Source organism: Mariprofundus sp. EBB-1, assembly GCF_003665155.1.
GTDB lineage: Bacteria > Pseudomonadota > Zetaproteobacteria > Mariprofundales > Mariprofundaceae > Mariprofundus.
The window spans coordinates 173,203-193,374 of the sequence record NZ_RCFQ01000002.1; the positions used below are offsets into that span (position 1 = coordinate 173,203).

A 20,172-nucleotide genomic window follows, 5' to 3' on the forward strand; every position below is an offset into this window, starting at 1 on the left:
TATGAGTGATGAGCGCAGAGCGTTTATTCGTCATCCTGTGGATGTGCCCATTCATGTGTTTTTACAATCGGATAAGGAACTGAAATACCTATCCATGTCTGACGTTGGAGAAGGAGGGGTGGCCTTTCAGACCAATGTTGCATTTGAAGATGGCACGATCTTAATGATCAATGTGCCAAATGTTCAGCCTCCTTTTGAAGCGGCCTGTGTGGTTTGTTGGCGACAGGTGAAAGGTGAGGGTTTTGAAATTGGTGTGAAATTTCTTGATGAGGATAGTCGCTTTCGCGCTCGAATGGTGGAGCAGGTGTGCCATATTGAAGGTTATCGTCAAAAGGCTCTTAAAGAGGGGCGCAATCTGTCTGCAGAAGAGTCTGCTTGTGAATGGATAAGCCAATATGCCGCCGACTTTGACGGACATTGAAGTTACGGTTCATTGTGGCGATCAGGGCGTGCTGCTTTTTTAATTGAATAACGCATGTCGGATGCCATTGTGAGCTTCCCGCAAATGTACGATAAACCAAGCTTTTGGGGAGTTGAGAAACAATGAATCATTTTAGCGCCAATACATTTTCTTTTTTGCAGGAGCTGGCGGATAATAATAGCCGTGACTGGTTTGCTGATCATAAACAAACGTATGAGGATGCTGTAAGATCACCTGCTTTGGCATTCATTGAGGCCGTTGGTCAACAATTGCCCGCGTTTGCTCCGCACTTTAGAGCTGACAGTCGCAAGATGGGCGGCTCACTTATGCGTGTGCATCGCGACACCCGTTTTGGCAAAGACAAAACACCGTACAAAACCAATATTGGTATTCAGTTTCGTCATGAAGTGGGCAAGGATGTGCATGCACCTGGTTTCTATGTCCATATCAGCAGCGCCTCATGTTTTGTTGGGGTGGGCATCTGGCATCCGCCATCGGACTCGCTGGCATTGATTCGTCAATCCATCATTGATCGTCCACAGGCATGGTATGATGCGCGTGATGAAGCACAGTTCAGCCGCTGGTTTGCACTGGCAGGGGAAAGTCTCAAAACTGCTCCGCGCGGATTTCCTAAGGATCATGCCATGATTGAGGATCTCCGGCGTAAGGATTTTATCGCCATCAGTGATATAGCTCCGGCCTTGATTGAGCAGGAAGACTTTGCAGATATTGTCTGCGACTATTTTAAAGCAGGCCTGCCCATGATGCAATTCCTCTGCAAGGCGATGCGATTACCCTGTTGAGATGATCTTCTATCTGTGTTTTGCTCTTTTAGACTGGATGTTTTAGGCAATGTGCAAAGTAGAATTATCACTGGTTGCCCGAGCAGTGGCGAGACGTAGCATGCGCTGATACATTTTTGATAGATTGATAGACTTAGAAATTTCGAGGAAGCACTTTATGAGCCAGCAAGAGCTAGCTAAAACATATGATCCGCAGGCGGTTGAACCTGCCATTAATGACCAGTGGCTGAATTCGGATGCGTTTCGCCCGAAGGCGAACAAGTCGGGATCAAACAGTCCAAAGGCGAATGGCCTGCAAACAGACAGTCCAAAAACTGCTGCCGGAGATAAAAAAGATGATGCATACTGTATCGTTATTCCGCCACCAAATGTGACCGGAAGCCTGCATATGGGCCATGCGTTTACCTTTACTATTCAGGATTCATTGATTCGCTGGCAGCGTTTGAAGGGTAAATCTACCCTTTGGCAGCCGGGCACGGATCATGCCGGTATTGCCACCCAGATGGTGGTTGAACGCATGTTGGATAAAGAGGGCGTACACCGTCGCGACCTGGGTCGTGAACGTTTCCTCGATCGTGTGTGGGAGTGGAAAGAAGAGTCCGGCGGCACCATCGTGAATCAGCTGAAACAGCTCGGTGCATCATGCGACTGGTCGCGTGAACGTTTTACGCTTGATGAAGGTCTGTCACGTTCGGTGAAAGAAGTGTTTGTGCGTCTGTATGAAGAAGGGCTGATCTACCGTGGTAAGCGTCTGGTCAACTGGGATCCGGTTCTGGAAACCGCTGTTTCTGATCTGGAAGTACAGCATGAAGAGGAGAAGGGCCATTTCTGGCATATGTGTTATCCGCATGCAGATGATCCTTCCAAACATGTGATTGTAGCGACTACGCGTCCTGAAACGATGTTTGGTGATGCGGCTGTTGCGGTGCATCCGGATGATGAACGCTATAAAGAGCTGGTCGGTAAAGAATTGATTCTACCCTTAACCGGGCGCACGATTCCTGTGATTGCCGATAGCTATGTCGATCCTGAATTTGGTACGGGTTGTGTGAAAATCACACCGGCACACGATTTTAACGATTATGATGTTGGTAAACGCCATGATCTGCCCTTGATCAATATTCTGACACCACAAGCGCATATGCTTGATGATGAGATGGTGCCAGAAAAATACCGTGGCATGGACAGATTTGAAGCACGTGAACATGTGGTGGCTGATCTGGATGCAGAAGGGCTGTTGCACAAGATCGAAGAGCATACGCACCAGATTGGTCGTGGTGATCGATCTCACGCTGTACTGGAACCGTATCTGACCGATCAATGGTATGTGGATATCAAACCATTGGCTGAACCTGCCATTAAAGCGGTGGAAGATGGTGAGATTCGTTTTGTGCCGCAGTATTGGGAAAAGACCTATTTTGAATGGATGCGCAATATTCAGGATTGGTGTATTTCACGCCAGCTGTGGTGGGGTCATCGTATTCCTGCCTGGTATTGTAGCGATTGCGATCATATCAGTGTGAGCCGTGCAACACCTGACTGTTGCCAGGGTTGTGGCTCCAACAATATCAAACAGGATGAGGATGTACTTGATACATGGTTCTCATCCGGTTTGTGGCCATTTTCCACGCTGGGCTGGCCGGATGAAACGCCTGAGATGGATCAGTTTTACCCCACCAATGTACTGGTGACCGGATTTGATATTATCTTCTTCTGGGTGGCCCGCATGATTATGATGGGTATGAAATTCACCGGCAAAGTACCATTCAAGGATATCTATATTCATGCCTTGATTCGTGATGCTGAAGGCCAGAAAATGTCCAAATCCAAGGGTAATGTGATTGATCCGTTGGAGATGACCGGCAAATATGGTGCAGATGCATTGCGCTTTACGTTGGCGCATATGGCCACACCGGGTCGTGATGTAAAACTGGATGAAGAACGCATTGTGTCGAACCGTAATTTCATGAATAAAATCTGGAATGCGGCACGCTTTGTGTTCATGAACCGTGAAGATGCAGCACCTGATATTTCTATTCGCCCGGAACTGGATGTGAATCGCTGGATTCTGGCGGAACTGGACAGCACCGCTGCTGAAGTGGACAAGGCCCTGGTGGAATATCGCTTCAATGAAGCAGCTTCGGCCCTGTATAACTTTATCTGGGGTACCTATTGCGATTGGTACGTCGAAGCAGCCAAGGTGTCTCTGTATGGCGATGATGACGCTGCCAAAACGGAAACACGCATTGTCATGCTGACTGCTCTTGAAGGCTGGTTGAAGCTATTGCATCCGATCTGCCCGTACATCACTGAAACATTGTGGCAGGAGTTGCATGGTGCTGATGCGCGTCTGGTGACAGCGACCTGGCATGATCCGCGTGAAGATCACGATGCCGGTGCTGTTCGTCGTATTCGCAAAGTGATTGATGTGGTGTCGGCAATTCGTTCGATTCGTGGTGAAATGAATGTGAATCCGGGTAAACGTATTGAAGCTGAAATCGCTTGTGCTGCCGCAATGCGTTCTGATCTGGATGGGCATGAAAAATTGATGAAAAGTCTGGCGCGTCTGGAATCCATTAACTGGCTCGATGCAGCTGCAGAAGTGGAAGGTGCTGCTGTAGCGCCATTGCCTGATGCAACGGTCTATCTGCCGCTGGCGGGTTTGGTCAATATCGAAGAAGAGGTGGCACGATTAGAGAAAAACATCGCTAAACTCGATAAAGATATTGCTATGCGCGAAGGTAAATTGGGCAATGCACGATTCTGTGATAATGCTCCTGCAGACGTGGTTGCCAAAGTGAAGGAAGAGCTCGAAGAGTTGAAAGCCAAGCATACTGAAATGAATGCTGGTCTGGAAAGTCTGAACAAGCTTTAAATCGATACACGCTTGCTAATAAAAAGAGAGGTGGCTTTGGCCGCCTCTTTTTTTTGTTATGGATAATAGTGGCATCCGGTTAGTTGGAAAGGAGGGGGGGGAGTTTAACCGGATGCGAGTGTATGACTTGTGGTCGTTGTATGCTGAAGAGATTTACAAGCGATCTGTTATCATGATGGGAAGAGTAATGGATGCGAGCAAATCACCGTCACTATGGTTGCCAGACAGTGATAGTGCTGCCATGCAATGCAATCAATGGCACGTTTGCGATGGCAAGGCCAAGTCCGGGACCTTGGCTGAGGCTGTGACGAATTGACACACATGCCTTGCGTGAATCGCTGGCTCACGTTGACAAATTCGGATTATAAGCTATTTAATCATACACAGAATAGAAATCTATTCAGTCTTATAAAGATAGACTTCGGAGGAAGTATGAAAAGAGTATTTATTGCTACGGCAATGATGGTGGTAGGCAGCGCCACCGTTCAGGCACAGGATTTCACACCATATGCGGGTGTGGGTCTTGGTGTCTTTGGTCTTGAGGCGAAGGACTCAAGTGTCAATTTTAACCAAAAGAACACCGTATTCGGCGGTTATGCCAAATTTGGTGTCGATGCCAATGACTATATCGGCGCAGAGTTGCGTGTTGGTACAACTAGCAAGGGTGACCAATCGTATCCCGCAGGTGCCATTTTTGCTGGTTCAGTAGCTGGTACAATAGATCAGAAAGCTGACTATTTCTTTTCTTATTTGGCTAAGTTGCAGTATCCTGTATCTCAGGATTTTCGTGCTTATGCCATGCTAGGTGCTACGACGGCAAAGCATAAAGTAATAATGCCACCTGCTCTCGGTACGAGCGGATCGAACACAAAAACGGGTTTTAGCTATGGCGTTGGTGGTGATTTCACTATTAACGATCAGCTCTCTGTGGGTGGCGAATGGATGCAGTATTGGAGCAATGTGACTGTAGATGTAAACCAAAAAGTTAAGATATGGGGTGCAGTTGGTACGCTAACGATGCACTTCTAAGTCTGATAAACGTACAATAGTTTTACCGAGAGGGGGCGAATGCCCCCTCTTTTTTTAGCAAGAAAAAGGCAATTCTATCTCGATTTGCAGACCGCCTTCCGGATGATTGGTGGCATGAATAGTGCCGTGTTGCAGGGCGATAGCCCGACTGGCGATGGCCAGCCCCAGACCATAGCCGCTGCTGTTTGTTTGCTTATCGCGCTCTCTGGCATCGGATACCCGGAAAAAGGGTTCGAATAGTTGGGGTAGGGCAGTTTCAGGCACACCCGGACCGTGATCCCGTATGAGAATAGTGGCGGATTGACTGCTGACGTGCATGGCAATATCGACACTGTTTTCTGTATAGCGAATGGCATTGCGGATGACGTTATCGAAAGCGCGGGCAATCCATAGATGATCGGCCTGAATGGAACATGCCTGGCCTTTGTCCCAGTTGACCTCTTTACCAGCCGTTCGGGCTTCAAAGCAGGCATCTGCGATGATCTCATCAAGCACCTCATCGAGTTGTAGGGCTTCCACCTCAAGATTAACGCCGCCCTGCTCAAAGCGGGCCAGCGTTAACACTTCTCCGATTAACTGATTGATTCTATCGGCTTCCAGTCCAATGCGATCCAACTCTGCATCGGCTTTGCCTCCGGCTTCATTGCGTGCCAATTCCAGCGCAACCTCGAGTCGGGCAAGTGGGGAGCGCAGCTCATGTGAAATATCGCGCAATAGCTGTTTATGGCTATTGATCAGGGCATCGAGGCGATCTGCCATCTGATTGATGGTAAGGGCCAGATCCCCCAGTTCATCGTTGCGCTTGGTAACCGATGCTTCCACCCGGGCATTGAGCTCTCCGTGCCCCAATTGTTCGCTGGTGGTTTGCAGACTACGAATCGGTCTGGTCAGCATGCGGGTAAGCAACATACTTACAGCGGTGATGGTGAATAGCGCAATGAGCAACTGTATTAGTTTCATATTGCTACCGGTTTGTCGCATCTCATCGGGTGAGAGCATGGTGCTGGCTACCCAGACATAGTTACCGTTGTTACCTTGCAGTGGCAGGGCAAGGGCAAGTCTCGGTGGTTCAATCAGGGTGATCTGATGGTGGGTGGTTTGAGCCTGATCAATCAGCACAGTCAGATGTTCGGGCAAGGGGCGCGGTGGGCGGCGGCCTGAGCGGGTAAACACACGTATATCTACGCCATCACTATTGATCAGAGCGCCAAAGCCATGTCGGCTGCGCATATCATGGCGCAGCCAGCGCTGGTAGCTGGCAGCTCCCTCCGCTTCAAACAGGCTGACCGCGGTTTCTCCCATACTGCTTATTTGTGTCAATCGGGACTCAATCAGTTGATTTTCACCACGCCACTTTTCCCCCAGCCAGTTGGAGATGGCTGCGGTAATAAGCAGTGTGCATAACAGTAGTAGAAATACTTTCCAGAACAGGCGCATCAGGTTTTCCTATGCGGTTGCATCATGTCGGGATAAATAACCAGCCGACACCACGTACGGTTTTAATGCGCGGCTCCTGATTATTGGTAGAGGCAAGTTTTTTACGCAAATGACCTATATGCACATCAAGTGTGCGGTCGAATGGGCCAAACCGTTTGGCCAGCGCGTTTTCGCTTAATTGCTGTTTGCTGACTACGGTACCCGCATGTTGCATCAGCTCGGCAAGAATATTGTATTCTGTAGCGGTCAGTTCGATGACCTTGTCATGTTCAAGAATCAGGCGTGATTCCGGTTGCCACTCAAGGCTTCCAAACAGGCGTTGGAGCTTGTTGTTCTGTTGCTGTTCCTGTTGCGGGCCACTACGCCGCAGCACGGCTCTGATGCGGGCGGCCAGCTCTCTGGGATTGCACGGTTTAGGGATATAATCATCGGCTCCCAATTCAAGACCCAGGATGCGATCCATATCTTCACCACGGGCGGTTAACATGATCACCGGCACATTCGAGCTCTGGCGCAGCTCACGTAAGAGATCCATGCCGGATTTTTTTGGCATCATGATATCCACCACGGCCAATTCAATATTACCCAGCATCAATCTCTCCAGACCTGCTTCGCCATCATGCGCGCAAGCCACGTCGAAACCTTCTGAGCTCAGAAACCGGCTCATTAGATCGCATAGTTCTCGATCATCATCCACCAGCAGTATGGTCATGATAGTAGGGTTATTGATAGATCATCTGTCATAACGCTATGATGCCATGAAAAGAGCAGGCGGGAAGCCTGTTTTACACATCTTTACATTTCATTGCACAATATTTGCTATAAGCATGATCTCTATTGCGAAAAAGGATGGAGTATTCGGTATCTGTTCAGCAGGCAGATCAGATTGGTTGATGAATAGAAATGAATGCAAGCAAAGGAGTGAAGCATGAAACGAATGAATAAGGGTATGACAAATAACAGAGGAGCCATTGTATTTGCCTTGGCGGCCATGCTGATGATGTCATCGGCCAACATGGCGAATGCATATCCAGACGGCCCACCGGATGGTGATCGTCACGGGCAGCGTATGGCTGAACAGCTGAACTTAAGTGATCAACAGCGGCAACAGGTGAAACAGATTCGCAGTGAGAACCGTGAATCGGGCAAGAGTATTCATGAGGCCATGCGCCAGAATCGTGATGCCATGCATGCGCTAAATCCGGGTTCCAGAGATTATCGTGCAGAAGTTGCCAAACTGGCCGATGAAAAAGCGGAACTGGTGAAACAGATGGAGATGCACCGCGGTGAATCGCGCGCTCAGGTTTACGCTATCCTGACACCCGAACAGCGTGAAAAGGAAGCTACATTGAGATCAAATTTTCGTAAGGGTGGCAAAGAAAAAGGCAAGTGGGGTGGTCGCGACGGACGCCGTGGCCCTGATGATCGCCGTTGCAATAAATAAGGCATAGCGCTGTGTAAAGAAAACGTCCTGCATCACGCAGGGCGTTTTTTTGTTCGACACAGGTTATGCTTCGCACATGCCAGTAATGACCTTAAACCACATTGATAAAGCCTTTGGACCACAGGTGCTCCTGGATGGGGTCTGCCTGAGTGTGGGGCGTGGTGTGCGCATCGGCTTGATTGGTCGAAATGGTGAGGGTAAATCCACCCTGTTGAAGATTATGTCGGGCGAAGTGGAGTCTGATGCCGGTCAAGTAACACTGCGTAGCGGCATTACGGTTGCTTATCTGCCGCAAGCGCCACACTTTGATGCCGGTCAGTCGGTATTTCATGTGGTGGCTGAAGGCTTGGGCACTGTGGCTCAGACATTGGAAGATTATCATAAGGCATTGCATGCATTGGAGCATGATAGTTCAGAGAGGGCGTTGAAGAGGATTGATACGCTTCAGGAAGAACTGGAACGCACCGGTGCCTGGCAATTTCATAATCGCATTGAAACTGCGATCACCAAATTGAATCTGGATCCGGATCGTGATGTGGGTGAACTCTCCGGTGGCTGGTTGCGCCGCGTGGCTGTGGCGCGTGCCGTGGTGGCAGCACCCGATGTGTTGTTGCTCGATGAGCCTACCAACCATCTCGATATTGAATCCATTGAATGGCTAGAGGATTTTGTCGCGGCATTTCCGGGTTCGGTTATCTTTATTACCCATGATCGCTATTTCCTCGATGCTGTAGCTGAAGAGATTATTGAACTTGATCGCGGGCATTTGACCCATTTTCCATATTCCTATGCTGAATATCTGGAGAAGAAGGCAGAGATGCTGGCGGTGGAAGAGAGTCAGCATCGCAAATTTGATCAAATGTTGGCCGGTGAAGAGCGCTGGATCAGGCAGGGTATTCCAGCGCGACGGACGCGCAATGAAGGGCGTGTGCGTGGCTTAGAAGAGCTGCGCAGACAGCGTGCTGGCCGACGTTTGCGTAGTGATGATGTGGAGCTGCGTGTTTCATCCGGGGTTAAAGTCGGAAAAATGTTGATCGAAACAGTTGAGCTCTCTCACAGCTTTGGTGATACGGTGATTTGTAAATCGTTCAGCCATAAAATCATGTCCGGTGACCGTGTCGGTTTTGTGGGTGCCAATGGTATTGGTAAAACCACCTTGTTGAAGATGATGCTCGGTGAGATGGATGGTGATGGTGGACGTGTACGCCACGGCGTACGCCTTGCGCCGGCCTTTCTTACCCAGATGCGGGAGCTGGATAGTAAACTGAAACTGAAAGAGGTCTTGCTGCCGCAGGGTGGTCATTATGTGCATATCGGTGGCCATGAACCGCGCCATATTGTCTCTTATATGCAGGACTTTCTGTTTGATAAAGAGCGTCTGAATACACCTGTTGCCGCACTTTCCGGTGGTGAGCGGGGGCGTTTGATGTTGGCCAAGCTGTTGCTGGAGCCGGCCAATCTGCTGGTGCTGGATGAACCGACCAATGATCTGGATATCGGAACGCTAACAGTGCTGGAGCAGGCGCTGGCCAAGTATGACGGCACGGTGATTGTGGTCAGTCATGATCGCGCCTTTATGGATCGGGTGGCATCGCGTGTATTGGCCTTTGAAGGTGATGGTCAGATTATCCCGATAGAAGGCGGATATTCTGATTACCTGGCATGGAAAACTCGGAGACTGGAAGAGCAGGCGCTGGAACAGGAGACCGAAAAACCGAAAAAGGTGGCGGTCGCAACAGCCAGGGTTGAAAAGAAGCTGACAAAATTGACGTATAAAGAGCAATCTGAGCTGGATGCATTACCTGCTCAGATTGAAGCGATGGAAGCAGAAAAAACCGACATCGAAGCACGTTTCTGCCAAGCGGATTATTTCACTGCCAACCCCGAAGCTTTTCAGGCCGATCAAACCCGATTAAGTGATATCGAAACCAAACTCGAAACAGCATACGAACGCTGGCAAGAGATCGAAGCCAAACAAGAAGCCCTGGCCTGAACCCTTATGGAGCCAGGTCTATCATTGATGCATTTTTCTCGGTGAATTCACCCTCTGTTTCCGTACAATTCTTCCCACTGTCGTAAAGTGAATATTAAAATAAAGCCCGATCTGGCTATAGCTGTAAGCTCCTGTTTGATATGCTGCCACGATAGCGTCGTCCCGCCCTTCATATAGCTCCGCTATTTCTGAAAGTGATTTGGCGGGAGGCAATTGCTGAACTTTTGGAATATTGCTGTCATAACTTGATCCTGATGCCTTGTGATGCGCATCTAATACGAAATCATCATGGCCAAGGTATATTTGTTGGCGTAACTCAGACCAGATACTTTTTTTACTCACGCCTTCAGCTACAAACGCTGCATACAGCTGCTGAGGGGGTGTGTTTTGCTCAGAGAAATAACTTAACACTGGCTCGGGCGTTAACAGGGAAGGTGTTGGATCTAACCCCGCCACCGCCCTGTAACTACTCCACTGCCATTGAGAAGCTTCGCTTACCATGCCAGCACGTACAGGGTTCAATACCACATAACGTGATAGCTCCAGCAGATACGCATCAGCATCGACAAGAATTGCCTTATATCTTCCTTGAAACAGGTGTCCAACCCGATCATGCCTTCGATTGCTGGTTTGGGTGTAAATACCGTTAAGTTGGCGCATTCCCTTACTTAGATTTGCATGCGGTGTTTCAATGATCAGGTGATAGTGATTGCTCATCAGACAGTAGCCGTAACAGATCCAACCCTTGTCGATGATAGTATTGCTTAAAATACGAAGGAAAATTTGACGGTCTTCATCATCAACAAAAATATCGTTTTTGTGATTGCCTCTTGAGGTCACATGATAAAGTGCGCCCTCATATTCGATTCTCAAAGGTCTGACCATGAATATATGTTATTCCATTTCACCAGATGCATCAATAAAGCTATAAAAAATAGACCTGGCCCTGATGGAAATAATGGTAGCGGTCTTGCTTGTCTATGCTTATATTCTGTTGATATGGTCTACCAGAGAGGGGGGGAATGAATTTAACGATTGCTGATATTTTAACGCGACAGGTGTTAACGGTAGTGCCGGAGACTACGCTGGCTGCGGCAGCACTGTTGATGACGGAAAAACGTATCTCCTGTCTGGTGGCGGTTACCGATGGTAAACCTGTTGGTGTTTTGACGGAAGCCGATCTTGTGCGTGTCGGCCATCTTAGAATTGATGCGGAACATACCGCGATCAGTGATTTTCTTTCTCAGCCTGTTATTTCTATTGCTACCAACCAGAGTATCTATGCAGCGTTTGATTTTCTGCTGGAACATCATGTGCGTCATCTGGTAGTGGTAAGGCCGGATGGCAGACTTGAAGGGCTGCTAACCTTTACCGATATTCTTAAAGCGGCTGAATTTGATGATTTTCTGCCTGTGAAATCGATCAGTAGTGTGATGAGTCGCAATGTGAAAACCATGCAGGCAGAGGATAGTTTGCATGAAGCCATGGCGACGCTGAGTGATTTGCATATCTCCTGTGTGGTGATCGCTGAACAGGGTAAGGCTATCGGCATATTTACCGAGCGTGATGCTGCCCGTCTGGTGGCTGCGGATCGGGATCTGGATAATTTATGTCTGGCTGATGTTATGACCACGCCATTGATTACCATGGCTGCTGACGATTCGCTGCTTGATGCCTCTATTCTGATGCGTGAGAAGGGGTTCAGGCGGCTGGTGATTGTGGATGAAGCAGCGCATCCGAAGGGCGTTATTACCCAGTTTGATGTGATTCGCGGTCTTGAAGGGGATACGATTCGCCATTTCAAACAACTGCATGCCAAAACCGAAGAACGGCTGAATGAGAGCAGTAGGCTGTTAGCTGAAAAATCGGAATTGGAACGTATTGTGGATGCTTCTAGTGCTGTCCTGTATCGATGTGAATGGATTGGTGAGCAGTTTGTAGGCACCTATGTCAGTCCCTCAGTAACTTCTTTGCTTGGTTATGATCGACAGGAGTGTCTGCAACCCGGTTGGTGGTCGGATCATTTGCATCCGGATGATCGCTACAAGATAGAACAAAATATGCCGCGGCTGTTTGAAACGGGTGAGGTTGAGCATGTCTATCGTTTTGCCGGTAAAACAGGCGAGTACCGTTGGATTCGTGATCATCTGCGTTTGAGAAAGGGTGTTGATAACAGGCCGGATGAGCTGATCGGATCCTGGCTGGATATCACCGATAGTCGCAAGATAGAACAGCGCGTATTTGAGTCCGAAGAGATGTATCGCTCACTGGTTGAGCAGAGTTTCGATGGCATCGTGATTCTTGATGCTGAAGGTTCGATGTTATTTGCCAACGATGCCAGTGCAAAGGCTTGGGGCGGTACGGTGGAAGAGCTCTCCGATCAAGCATTCCTTGATGTGATTCACCCGGATGAGAAGGCGCGCATGCAGCTCTATTTCAAACAGCGCATGGATGGTGCTGTTCAGCAAGAAGTGTATGAAACACGTATGGTTCGAAAAAATGGCGATACGCTATGGGTGGAGCTGAGTGGTCGCCTGATTACCTGGCAGAAGCAGCCTGCCAACTTGCTGACGCTGCGCGATATTAGCGAAAGAAAACTGGCTGAAATGGAAGAGGAAAACAGGCTATTACTTAATAGCGCTTCAGCCGATGCGATGTCTGCGTTTATTGCCGATAAGCCGTTGCAGCAAGTCTTTGATCCTTTGCTGAAGTTGTTACTGGATGCTACGCAAAGCGCGTACGGTTTTATCGGTGAGATGTTGCACAGCGATGCGGGTGCTCCCTATCTGAAAACCTTTGCGGTGACTGATATTGCATGGAATGATGAAACACGCTCGTTTTATGACGAAAATGTGGCGAAAGGGCTGGAATTTCATAATCTTGATACGCTATTCGGGGCCGTGCTGAGCGGTGAGGAAATAGTCGTTAGTAATGATCCGGCCAATGATGCTCGGGCTGGTGGAATTCCCAAAGGGCATCCGCCATTGCAGGCGTTTCTCGGTTTGCCTGTCAAAGTAGGTAGCAAGATGCTTGGTATGATAGGTCTTGCCAATCACCCTGAAGGTTATGACCAGGCGATGATCGATCGGCTGGCGCCGTTGCTTGATGTGATTGCCAATATAATTGTGTCCATGCGTAGTAAGAGAGCGCATCAACAGGCAGAGAAAGCATTGCAAGATAGTGAGAGTCGTTTGCTGGCTTCACAGGCGATTTCACAAACCGGCACATGGGATTGGAATCCGCAATCCGGTGATTTGATCTGGTCGGATGAAACCTATCGGATACATGGCTATGAACCCGGGCAGGTAAAACCGAGCTACGAGCTGTTTCTGGAGCATCTGCATCCGGATGACCGGCCGATGCTCGCTGCTGCTGTGGAAGCAGCATTGAACGATGAACAGTTCTACAGCCTTGATTGCCGTCTGCAATCGGTGGATGGGAAAGAGAAGATCTGCCATGCACAGGGAGGGGTAGAGTTCGATCAGGATGGCCAGCCGCTGCGCATGCTGGGTGTGTTCCAGGATGTAACTGAGCGCAAGCAGGTTGAGCTTTCATTGGATAAGAGTCTGCAACGCATGGACTTTCTACTGAAATCAACGCCGGTAGTAATTTACAGCTGTCAGCCAGAACCACCATTTGCAGCATCGTTTGTCAGCCTGAATGTTGTTGATCAGTTGGGGTATGATGCAGCACAGTTTACACAGCAGCCGGATTTCTGGGCGAACCATATTCACCCTGATGACAGAGAACAGGTGATTGCGGAGATGCCTCGCTTGTTTGAAAACGGTGTGCATGCGCATGAATACCGCTTTCAGCATAAGGACGGATCATGGCGCTGGATGTCCGACGAATTACGTCTGACCTACAACGATGCAGGAGAGCCAACTGAAATCGTGGGCTACTGGATCGATATTACCGCGCGCAAACAGGCTGAGAAGGCCATCTCTATCAGCGAAAAGAAATTCCGCTCTCTGTTTGAAGAATCGCGTGACATGATGCACATGGCAGGACCTGATGGTCGGATTATTGATGTCAATCAAGCTGAATTGGATACGCTGGGATATTCATACGAAGAGATGATAGGCAAGCCGTTGGAAGAGCTGGTCTGCCCGGAATATCATGAGATTACGATGCCGAAGTTTAGTGCCTTGATGCAGGGGCAGAGTGTGCCTGTGTATGAAAGTGCTATGCACGCCAAAGACGGGACATGTGTCCATGTTGAAGTGAGCGCAGTCCCCCAGCTTGATGAGCATGGGGATGTGACCGCCTCACGTGCGATTATCCGCGATATTTCTGCACGCAAACTGGCGGAGAAGCAGATTCAAGACCTGTATCAACAATATGAATCAGTCACCGGCTCGATTGCCGATGTGCTCTATTATATTGATTGCAATCTCAAACTGGTTTGGTGGAACAGGCATCTGGAAACTATTACCGGCTTAGCACCGCAAGACTTGCAAGGAAGAAATGCCGATACATTTTTTGCAGAAGCTGACTTGCCCAAGCTTAAACAGGCGATTGAACGCACATTCAGTGAGGGTGAGGCTGAAGATGAATTGTTTTTTAATACTATCCATGGGGCGGTTCTGCATCATTTCAAAGGCTCGCTGCTGAAAGATGGTCAGGGTAATGTCTTGGGTATCACCGGCGTTGGCCGTGATATGACTGCAATCAAGCAGGGTGAGGCACAACTTAAGCGGCGTGAACAACAGCTCTCGGTGCTGGCCGAAGCCGGACGGGTGATCAATGAACAGCTCGGTGAGATAGAAATCGGCCGCAGCCTGGCAACACTGGCACGCAGGCTGGTGGAGTGCGAATCCGGGGCGGTTGGCTTTTATCGCAATGAAAAGATCTGTTTCCGTGAATATCTGAGGGCAGAGGAATCCATACCCATCGCGCTGGACTTTCCTGCCGGCTACGGCGTACCCGGTTTTGTGCTGGAAACCAGGGCGCCCTACATTTCCGCTGACGCGATGAATGATGAACATGTGATTCCTGAGATTCAGCAGTCGCTCGTTTTTATGAAACTGATCGATGTGCCTATTTTGGATGCTACAGGGAATATACTAGGTTGTGTCGAAATGCATGATCGCCTCGATGGTCATGATTTTGATGATCAGGACCTGGAGATGTTGCAAGGCTTAGCAGGCATCGTGGCGGCGGCACTGGTCAATGCCCGACAGCAGAATGAAATTGAGCAGGCAGCCCAGCGTATGCGTCTGATTCTGGATGCTGAATTTGATGCCATCGTAGTGCAGCAGGATGAAAAGATAGTGTTTAGCAACAAACAGGCGCAGCAGCTGTTTGGTTATGCGTCGTTTGAGGAGACACTGGGTGAAAATGCCATGCTGGCTTTCTTGCCTGCACAGCGAAACCTTGCGGCCAGAATCGCGCGGCGGGTGATTCGAAACAATAAACCTACCGAGCGGGTAGAAATGATGGGTGTTAGTCGATCCCGATCCGAACCCTTCCCTATGGAAATTGCCAGTGCACCGATTCAGTGGTCAGGCAAACCTGCCGTAGTGTCGATTGTGCGTGATATCACCGAGCGCAAGCGTGCTCAGACATTATTGAATCAGGCGTATAGCCGCCATGAGATGGCTCAGCGCATTGCCCAGCTTGGTCATTGGGACTTTGATCATATCAATGACAGGCTTGAATGGTCAGAAGGGGTGTACCGCATCTTTGGCCTTGATAAGGCAGACGTCGAGCTCAGTTATGAGATGTTGCAGCAATTGGTGCATCCGGATGACCGTGAGCAGTTGGTACGAGTCTTTGAACTCTCGCTGGAGAATCGAGCCTCATTTGAACTGGAGCATCGCATTGTGTTGCCAAATGGTGAGCAGCGTTGGGTATTTGAACAATGTGAAACAGAATTTTCCAAGGATGGAACGCCGATCCGTTCATTGGGCACAGTACAGGATATCTCAGAGCGCAAACATCATTTAGAGCAGATTGAACGTGAACGTGCAGCCATGCGCGCCATTTTGAATAATCTACCATTTATGGCCTGGCTGAAGGATGAGGAGGGCCGTTTTATCGTGGTCAATGATCTGTTTGCGGAAGCGTGCGGAGCCGAAAGTGCCGAGGCTTTGGTGGGCAAGAGTGATCTGGATCTCTGGCCTGAGGCTTTGGCGACAGGCTATATGCAAGATGATCGTGAGGTGATGGATTCAGCTACACCGAAACAGGTGCAGGAGCTTGTTGAGGGTAAAGATGGAAAGGGGCCAATCAGCTTCGAGACCTTTAAATCACCGGTGTTTGGTTCGGATGGGCGCGTGGTTGGTACGGCTGGTATGGCGCTGGATATTTCCGATCGTCTGGAGCGTGAAAAGCAGATGCGATTGCTTGAGAGTGCGGTCGGATCAGTCAATGAAAGTATTATCATCACTAATGTGGAAGGCGTCATTGTTTATGTCAATCCTGCCTTTACAAGCAATACCGGTTTTGATCGTGATTATGCGATTGGTAACTCGCCGGCAATCCTGAACAGCAAACAGCAATCCAAAGGCTTTTACGAGCTGTTCTGGCAGACGATTATGGCGGGCGAACCCTGGAGTGGACGTATCCTTGACCGGAAGAAAGATGGCACGATCTTTCCTGTGCACCTGTCGGTGGCTCCGATTTTTGATGAGCCGGGGGAAATCACCCATTTTGTGGCAGTGCATGAAGATTTAAGTAGCGCTGAAGCGATGCAGAAGAAGATGATGCAAACACAGAAAATGGAAGCGGTAGGTACCATGGTTGGTGGCCTGGCACATGACTTTAATAATATGCTGGCCAGTATTGTCGGTAATTTTTATCTGATTCGTATGCAGCACAAGGATGATGAAAAACTTATCAAACGCATTGAAGGTATGGAAAAAGCAACCCATCATGGTGCCAATATGATTCAGCAAATGCTTACCTTCGCCCGCAAAGACAGGCCGGATATGCATGTGTTGAGCCTGAATAGCTATATCAAGGAAGCGCACAAGTTGGCGGCAGGCAGCGTGCCGGAAAATGTTCACTTTAAACTGGATATTGGAAGAGGATGTGATTGTAATGTAAAAGCTGATGCCACGCAGTTGCAGCAGGTGTTGCTTAATCTTGTGGCCAATGCGCGCCATGCAATCCGTGATCTCGAGCATGGTGAAATCAGGGTTGGCCTGGATCGCAGGCAACCGCCTGAACATGTACTGTCGGGTAATGTTGAATTAACGGCTGATAGCAGTTGGTGTCGAATTTTCTCAGAGGATAACGGCTGCGGTATCAGGGAAAAGGATATTGAACGGGTGTTTGAACCCTTTTTCACCACCAAAGCTGTGGGTGAAGGTACAGGACTTGGTTTGGCAATGGTCTATGGCGCAGTGCAGAATCACCGTGGTCTGATTGATATCGACTCTACACTGGGCGAAGGCACGACCATTTCCATATGGCTGCCGGAGTATGCGCAAAAAGCCGCTGAAGTGACTGGTGTCGATGAGGCAGCAGTCGATGGGGCTGGCCAGGTGGTATTGCTGGTCGATGATGAGCGGGAATTGCGCCATGTGCTTGCTGAAGTATTGCAGCATAATGGTTTCAAGGTATTGCAGGCAGTAGATGGTGAGCAGGCAGTGGAAACCTATGAGCGTTATAGTGATGACATTGATCTTGTACTGATGGATGTGGTGATGCCCAACAAGGGTGGGGTGATGGCGGCGAAGGAGATTCGTGCCATGAATGCCAATGTCCCGATTATCTTCCAGACCGGTTATGGTGAGCAGACCCAGTTGGATGCAGCAGCATCGATCAACAACAGCGACTCCCTGCATAAACCTGTGCAGATTCCAAAACTATTAAAGAAAATAACGGAATGGATAAAATAAACAGATCTGTCCCTGCTGGATGAGCGGCTTTCGAAGGGGGTTGCTATATGCGATCTGATCAACACACGCCGTATTTCTATCTAACGCTTCGCTCCCGCAGTGCCAGAGGCGTAAAACAGGGCTTAGTCGAAAGTCTAATCATGACGTACTCTGTACCCGGCTCTTTGGGGCGTTGAATATTAGTTCAAGTTATTTGATTACTATTGGTTTCCGGAATGATGGTCGAAGAAGCTGGAGCCATGGTGCATCTGGAAGTACTGGAGGCTATAAGCCATCACAATGAATACCAGTGTGCCAATCACGAAGGATATTGCCATATAGCGCAGTATGGTCGTCGCATTGCCTTTACTCTCGGACATCGACTCCGACATATCCCCGTCGTCCAGAGAACTGTTGCCGTGTTCCTTATCAATAAGCGTTGAATCGGGCATATTGTTGTTTTTTTCCATATCTGCCATCACTGTCTCCGTCAGGGGGGGCTTGTTGGCAGTTTGTCTCCCTGGAGCTTGTTTCTGACTGCCGCCAACCTTTGCGGCTAGCGTAACCTTCCTCATGATCGCAATCAATGGGGGGGCTTAGAAAGTTGAATCATCATCGCTCCCGTTCTTTATGATTTTACTGATATGGGAGTAATGTACATTCGTATATTCGGCAATTTCTTGGATCATGTATATTCATACTGCATTGAGCATCTGTCATTCACTGGCTTTGTGAAGCTCTGTCTGAGTGACGTGTCAGGCTTGGATTTTCATCGGTTTTTTTAGATATTGTTTTTTGTTTTGAATAAATATTTACAATTGGACGGTTGTTAAGTTAACAATTAGACGACATTAAACTTTACAATTGGACGGGTGTTTGCTTTACTATCAGCCGAGGTGATTGAATGAGCTATACCCGTTTACTAGAGCAGCGCCTGGAAGAAGCTCTTGATGATACGCCAGTAGTGCTGATTCACGGTCCACGTCAGTGTGGAAAAACGACATTGGCAAAAAAAATTGGCCAGCAACGGGGTTACACTTACCTATCGTTTGATGACGTAAGCCTGGTTGCTGCTGCTAAAGCAGATCCAATTGGTTTTGTGGATCGCCTTGCAGACAAAGTGATTCTTGATGAAGTACAGCATGTACCAGAGCTATTTAGTTCCATGAAATATGCTGTGGACAGAAAGCGTATAGCCGGTCGCTTTTTACTTACGGGCTCAGCCAATGTTTTGTTACTTCCTATGCTTTCTGACTCTTTAGCAGGGCGTATTGATATTATCCATTTGCATGCGCTTTCTCGTTGTGAAATTGAAAATAGTGGAAATGGCTTATTGGAACAACTTTTTAACGGTGCATTTGAGCTTGGAACTCTGGAGAAACTAGGGCCAGATTTGGCCAAATATATAGTTGAAGGCGGCTTTCCTGAGCCTCTGCAAAGAGTTACTGCGCGCCGTAAAATCCAATGGTATCAAAACTACATTGATACGTTGGTGCAGCGTGACATTAGAGATTTAGCACGCATCAGTAATTTAGAGTCTATCCCTAAAATTTTACAGCTTGCGGCGAATCAAAGCGCACAACTTCTTAATATGAGTGAGATTGCTTCACCATTCCAAATGAGCAGGCAAACAGTAAACTCATATTTCACTTTATTGCAAAATATTTTCCTGGTGGATCTGTTGCCAGCATGGCATAGCAATAGGGGTAAGCGTCTTATCAAAACAGCTAAGGTGCATATGAGCGATACAGGATTGGCATCGGCTCTCCTTGGGCTCTCTATGGAACAACTGAACAGGGATCGAACGATGTTGGGTCACCTGCTGGAAAGTTTTATCTATAATGAGTTACGACGACAGGCGAGTTGGAATGATTCTGACATAAAGTTTTATCACTATAGGGATAAGGATCAGATCGAAGTGGATATTGTGATGGAGCAATATGGTGGTGGAATGGTCGCAGTGGAGGTCAAAGCAGCGGCGACTGTGACTGAGAAAGATTTCAAAGGTTTAAGAAAGTTGCAGCTCATGGTGGGCTCAAACTGGAAGATGGGCGTTCTTTTTTTTGATGGTGAGTTTCCATTGTCATTTGGTGATGGCTTAATGGCAATACCGATCAGTGGCTTATGGAATAAAGGTGTGAATATTTGATGCTTTGCTTGAACTAGGTCGGCGGTGGTAGAACAGTAAGCCTTGCTTATGGAAGGGGGCTTCACTGCGTTCACAGATAACCCTTGTCCTTAATAAGAGTGGCTGGTATTTGTGCTGAGGCTACACTCCGCGCGCATCGTTGCTGATGTAGGGAGGAGAGCGCGTTGGTCTATAAAAAAGCAAAGGCAAAATATG

The 20,172-nt window shown here is 48.5% G+C and carries 13 protein-coding genes; 9 read left to right on the forward strand and 4 right to left on the reverse strand.

Translation table 11 applies throughout. The annotated features are described in order from the left end of the window. Position 1 precedes the first annotated feature (1 nt). The 5 genes from D8Y20_RS01775 (at position 2) to D8Y20_RS01795 (ending at position 5,128) form a co-directional block, all read left to right on the forward strand. On the forward strand, positions 2-421 hold the full coding sequence (locus D8Y20_RS01775) for a PilZ domain-containing protein (protein WP_121541310.1): 420 nt from the start codon (positions 2-4) through the stop codon (positions 419-421). 122 nt (positions 422-543) lie between these two features. Further along, on the forward strand, positions 544-1,224 hold the full coding sequence (locus D8Y20_RS01780; protein ID WP_121541311.1) for a DUF2461 domain-containing protein: 681 nt from the start codon (positions 544-546) through the stop codon (positions 1,222-1,224). A gap of 157 nt (positions 1,225-1,381) precedes the next feature. Continuing rightward, entirely contained in the window at positions 1,382-4,099 is a 2,718-nt protein-coding gene (locus D8Y20_RS01785; protein WP_121541312.1) for a valine--tRNA ligase, read from the forward strand. Positions 4,100-4,211: 112 nt separating this feature from the next. Next, positions 4,212-4,415: a hypothetical protein gene (locus D8Y20_RS01790; protein ID WP_147434004.1), complete on the forward strand. Its 204-nt coding sequence runs from the start codon at positions 4,212-4,214 to the stop codon at positions 4,413-4,415. 116 nt (positions 4,416-4,531) lie between these two features. Next, positions 4,532-5,128 (forward strand): porin family protein, encoded by a 597-nt coding sequence (locus D8Y20_RS01795; RefSeq protein WP_201265495.1) that lies wholly within the window; start codon positions 4,532-4,534, stop codon positions 5,126-5,128. Between the two features lie 54 nt (positions 5,129-5,182). On the opposite strand, the gene D8Y20_RS01800 is transcribed toward D8Y20_RS01795, so the two are convergent. Beyond that, a complete protein-coding gene (locus D8Y20_RS01800; RefSeq protein ID WP_121541314.1) occupies positions 5,183-6,565 on the reverse strand; it encodes an ATP-binding protein in 1,383 nt (460 codons plus the stop codon). Between the two features lie 22 nt (positions 6,566-6,587). After that, a complete protein-coding gene (locus D8Y20_RS01805; protein ID WP_121541315.1) occupies positions 6,588-7,277 on the reverse strand; it encodes a response regulator transcription factor in 690 nt (229 codons plus the stop codon). Between the two features lie 216 nt (positions 7,278-7,493). Here D8Y20_RS01805 and D8Y20_RS01810 point away from each other — a divergent pair, with 216 nt between their 5' ends. Continuing rightward, the gene (locus tag D8Y20_RS01810; protein WP_121541316.1) at positions 7,494-8,009 is read left to right on the forward strand and encodes a Spy/CpxP family protein refolding chaperone; all 516 of its coding nucleotides are present in this window, start codon (positions 7,494-7,496) and stop codon (positions 8,007-8,009) included. Positions 8,010-8,094: 85 nt separating this feature from the next. Continuing rightward, positions 8,095-10,002 carry an ATP-binding cassette domain-containing protein gene (locus D8Y20_RS01815; RefSeq protein ID WP_121541336.1) on the forward strand — a complete coding sequence of 636 codons (1,908 nt, stop codon included), beginning with the start codon at positions 8,095-8,097 and terminating at the stop codon, positions 10,000-10,002. Between the two features lie 21 nt (positions 10,003-10,023). On the opposite strand, the gene D8Y20_RS01820 is transcribed toward D8Y20_RS01815, so the two are convergent. Beyond that, the gene (locus D8Y20_RS01820) at positions 10,024-10,887 is read right to left on the reverse strand and encodes a transposase (RefSeq protein WP_121541317.1); all 864 of its coding nucleotides are present in this window, start codon (positions 10,885-10,887) and stop codon (positions 10,024-10,026) included. A 137-nt stretch (positions 10,888-11,024) separates the two neighbouring features. Here D8Y20_RS01820 and D8Y20_RS01825 point away from each other — a divergent pair, with 137 nt between their 5' ends. After that, positions 11,025-17,849 carry a PAS domain S-box protein gene (locus tag D8Y20_RS01825; RefSeq protein ID WP_121541318.1) on the forward strand — a complete coding sequence of 2,275 codons (6,825 nt, stop codon included), beginning with the start codon at positions 11,025-11,027 and terminating at the stop codon, positions 17,847-17,849. Positions 17,850-18,049: 200 nt separating this feature from the next. Here D8Y20_RS01825 and D8Y20_RS01830 read toward each other — a convergent pair whose 3' ends face one another. Next, positions 18,050-18,403, reverse strand: a complete 354-nt coding sequence (locus tag D8Y20_RS01830; RefSeq protein WP_121541319.1) for a hypothetical protein — start codon at positions 18,401-18,403, stop codon at positions 18,050-18,052. Positions 18,404-18,732: 329 nt separating this feature from the next. Between D8Y20_RS01830 and D8Y20_RS01835 the strand changes: the two genes are divergently transcribed. Further along, the gene (locus D8Y20_RS01835) at positions 18,733-19,977 is read left to right on the forward strand and encodes an ATP-binding protein (RefSeq protein WP_121541320.1); all 1,245 of its coding nucleotides are present in this window, start codon (positions 18,733-18,735) and stop codon (positions 19,975-19,977) included. Positions 19,978-20,172 lie beyond the last annotated feature (195 nt).

What these genes read in the sequence shown, in the direction of transcription:
- D8Y20_RS01785 (WP_121541312.1), top strand. Translation starts at nt 1,382, where the DNA reads ATGAGCCAGCAAGAGCTAGCTAAAACATATGATCCGCAGGCGGTTGAA.
- D8Y20_RS01835 (WP_121541320.1), top strand. Translation starts at nt 18,733, where the DNA reads ATGAGCTATACCCGTTTACTAGAGCAGCGCCTGGAAGAAGCTCTTGAT.
- D8Y20_RS01820 (WP_121541317.1), bottom strand. Translation starts at nt 10,887, where the DNA reads ATGGTCAGACCTTTGAGAATCGAATATGAGGGCGCACTTTATCATGTG.
- D8Y20_RS01825 (WP_121541318.1), top strand. Translation starts at nt 11,025, where the DNA reads ATGAATTTAACGATTGCTGATATTTTAACGCGACAGGTGTTAACGGTA.
- D8Y20_RS01800 (WP_121541314.1), bottom strand. Translation starts at nt 6,565, where the DNA reads ATGCGCCTGTTCTGGAAAGTATTTCTACTACTGTTATGCACACTGCTT.
- D8Y20_RS01790 (WP_147434004.1), top strand. Translation starts at nt 4,212, where the DNA reads ATGCGAGTGTATGACTTGTGGTCGTTGTATGCTGAAGAGATTTACAAG.
- D8Y20_RS01795 (WP_201265495.1), top strand. Translation starts at nt 4,532, where the DNA reads ATGAAAAGAGTATTTATTGCTACGGCAATGATGGTGGTAGGCAGCGCC.
- D8Y20_RS01775 (WP_121541310.1), top strand. Translation starts at nt 2, where the DNA reads ATGAGTGATGAGCGCAGAGCGTTTATTCGTCATCCTGTGGATGTGCCC.
- D8Y20_RS01805 (WP_121541315.1), bottom strand. Translation starts at nt 7,277, where the DNA reads ATGACCATACTGCTGGTGGATGATGATCGAGAACTATGCGATCTAATG.
- D8Y20_RS01780 (WP_121541311.1), top strand. Translation starts at nt 544, where the DNA reads ATGAATCATTTTAGCGCCAATACATTTTCTTTTTTGCAGGAGCTGGCG.
- D8Y20_RS01810 (WP_121541316.1), top strand. Translation starts at nt 7,494, where the DNA reads ATGAAACGAATGAATAAGGGTATGACAAATAACAGAGGAGCCATTGTA.
- D8Y20_RS01815 (WP_121541336.1), top strand. Translation starts at nt 8,095, where the DNA reads ATGACCTTAAACCACATTGATAAAGCCTTTGGACCACAGGTGCTCCTG.
- D8Y20_RS01830 (WP_121541319.1), bottom strand. Translation starts at nt 18,403, where the DNA reads ATGAGGAAGGTTACGCTAGCCGCAAAGGTTGGCGGCAGTCAGAAACAA.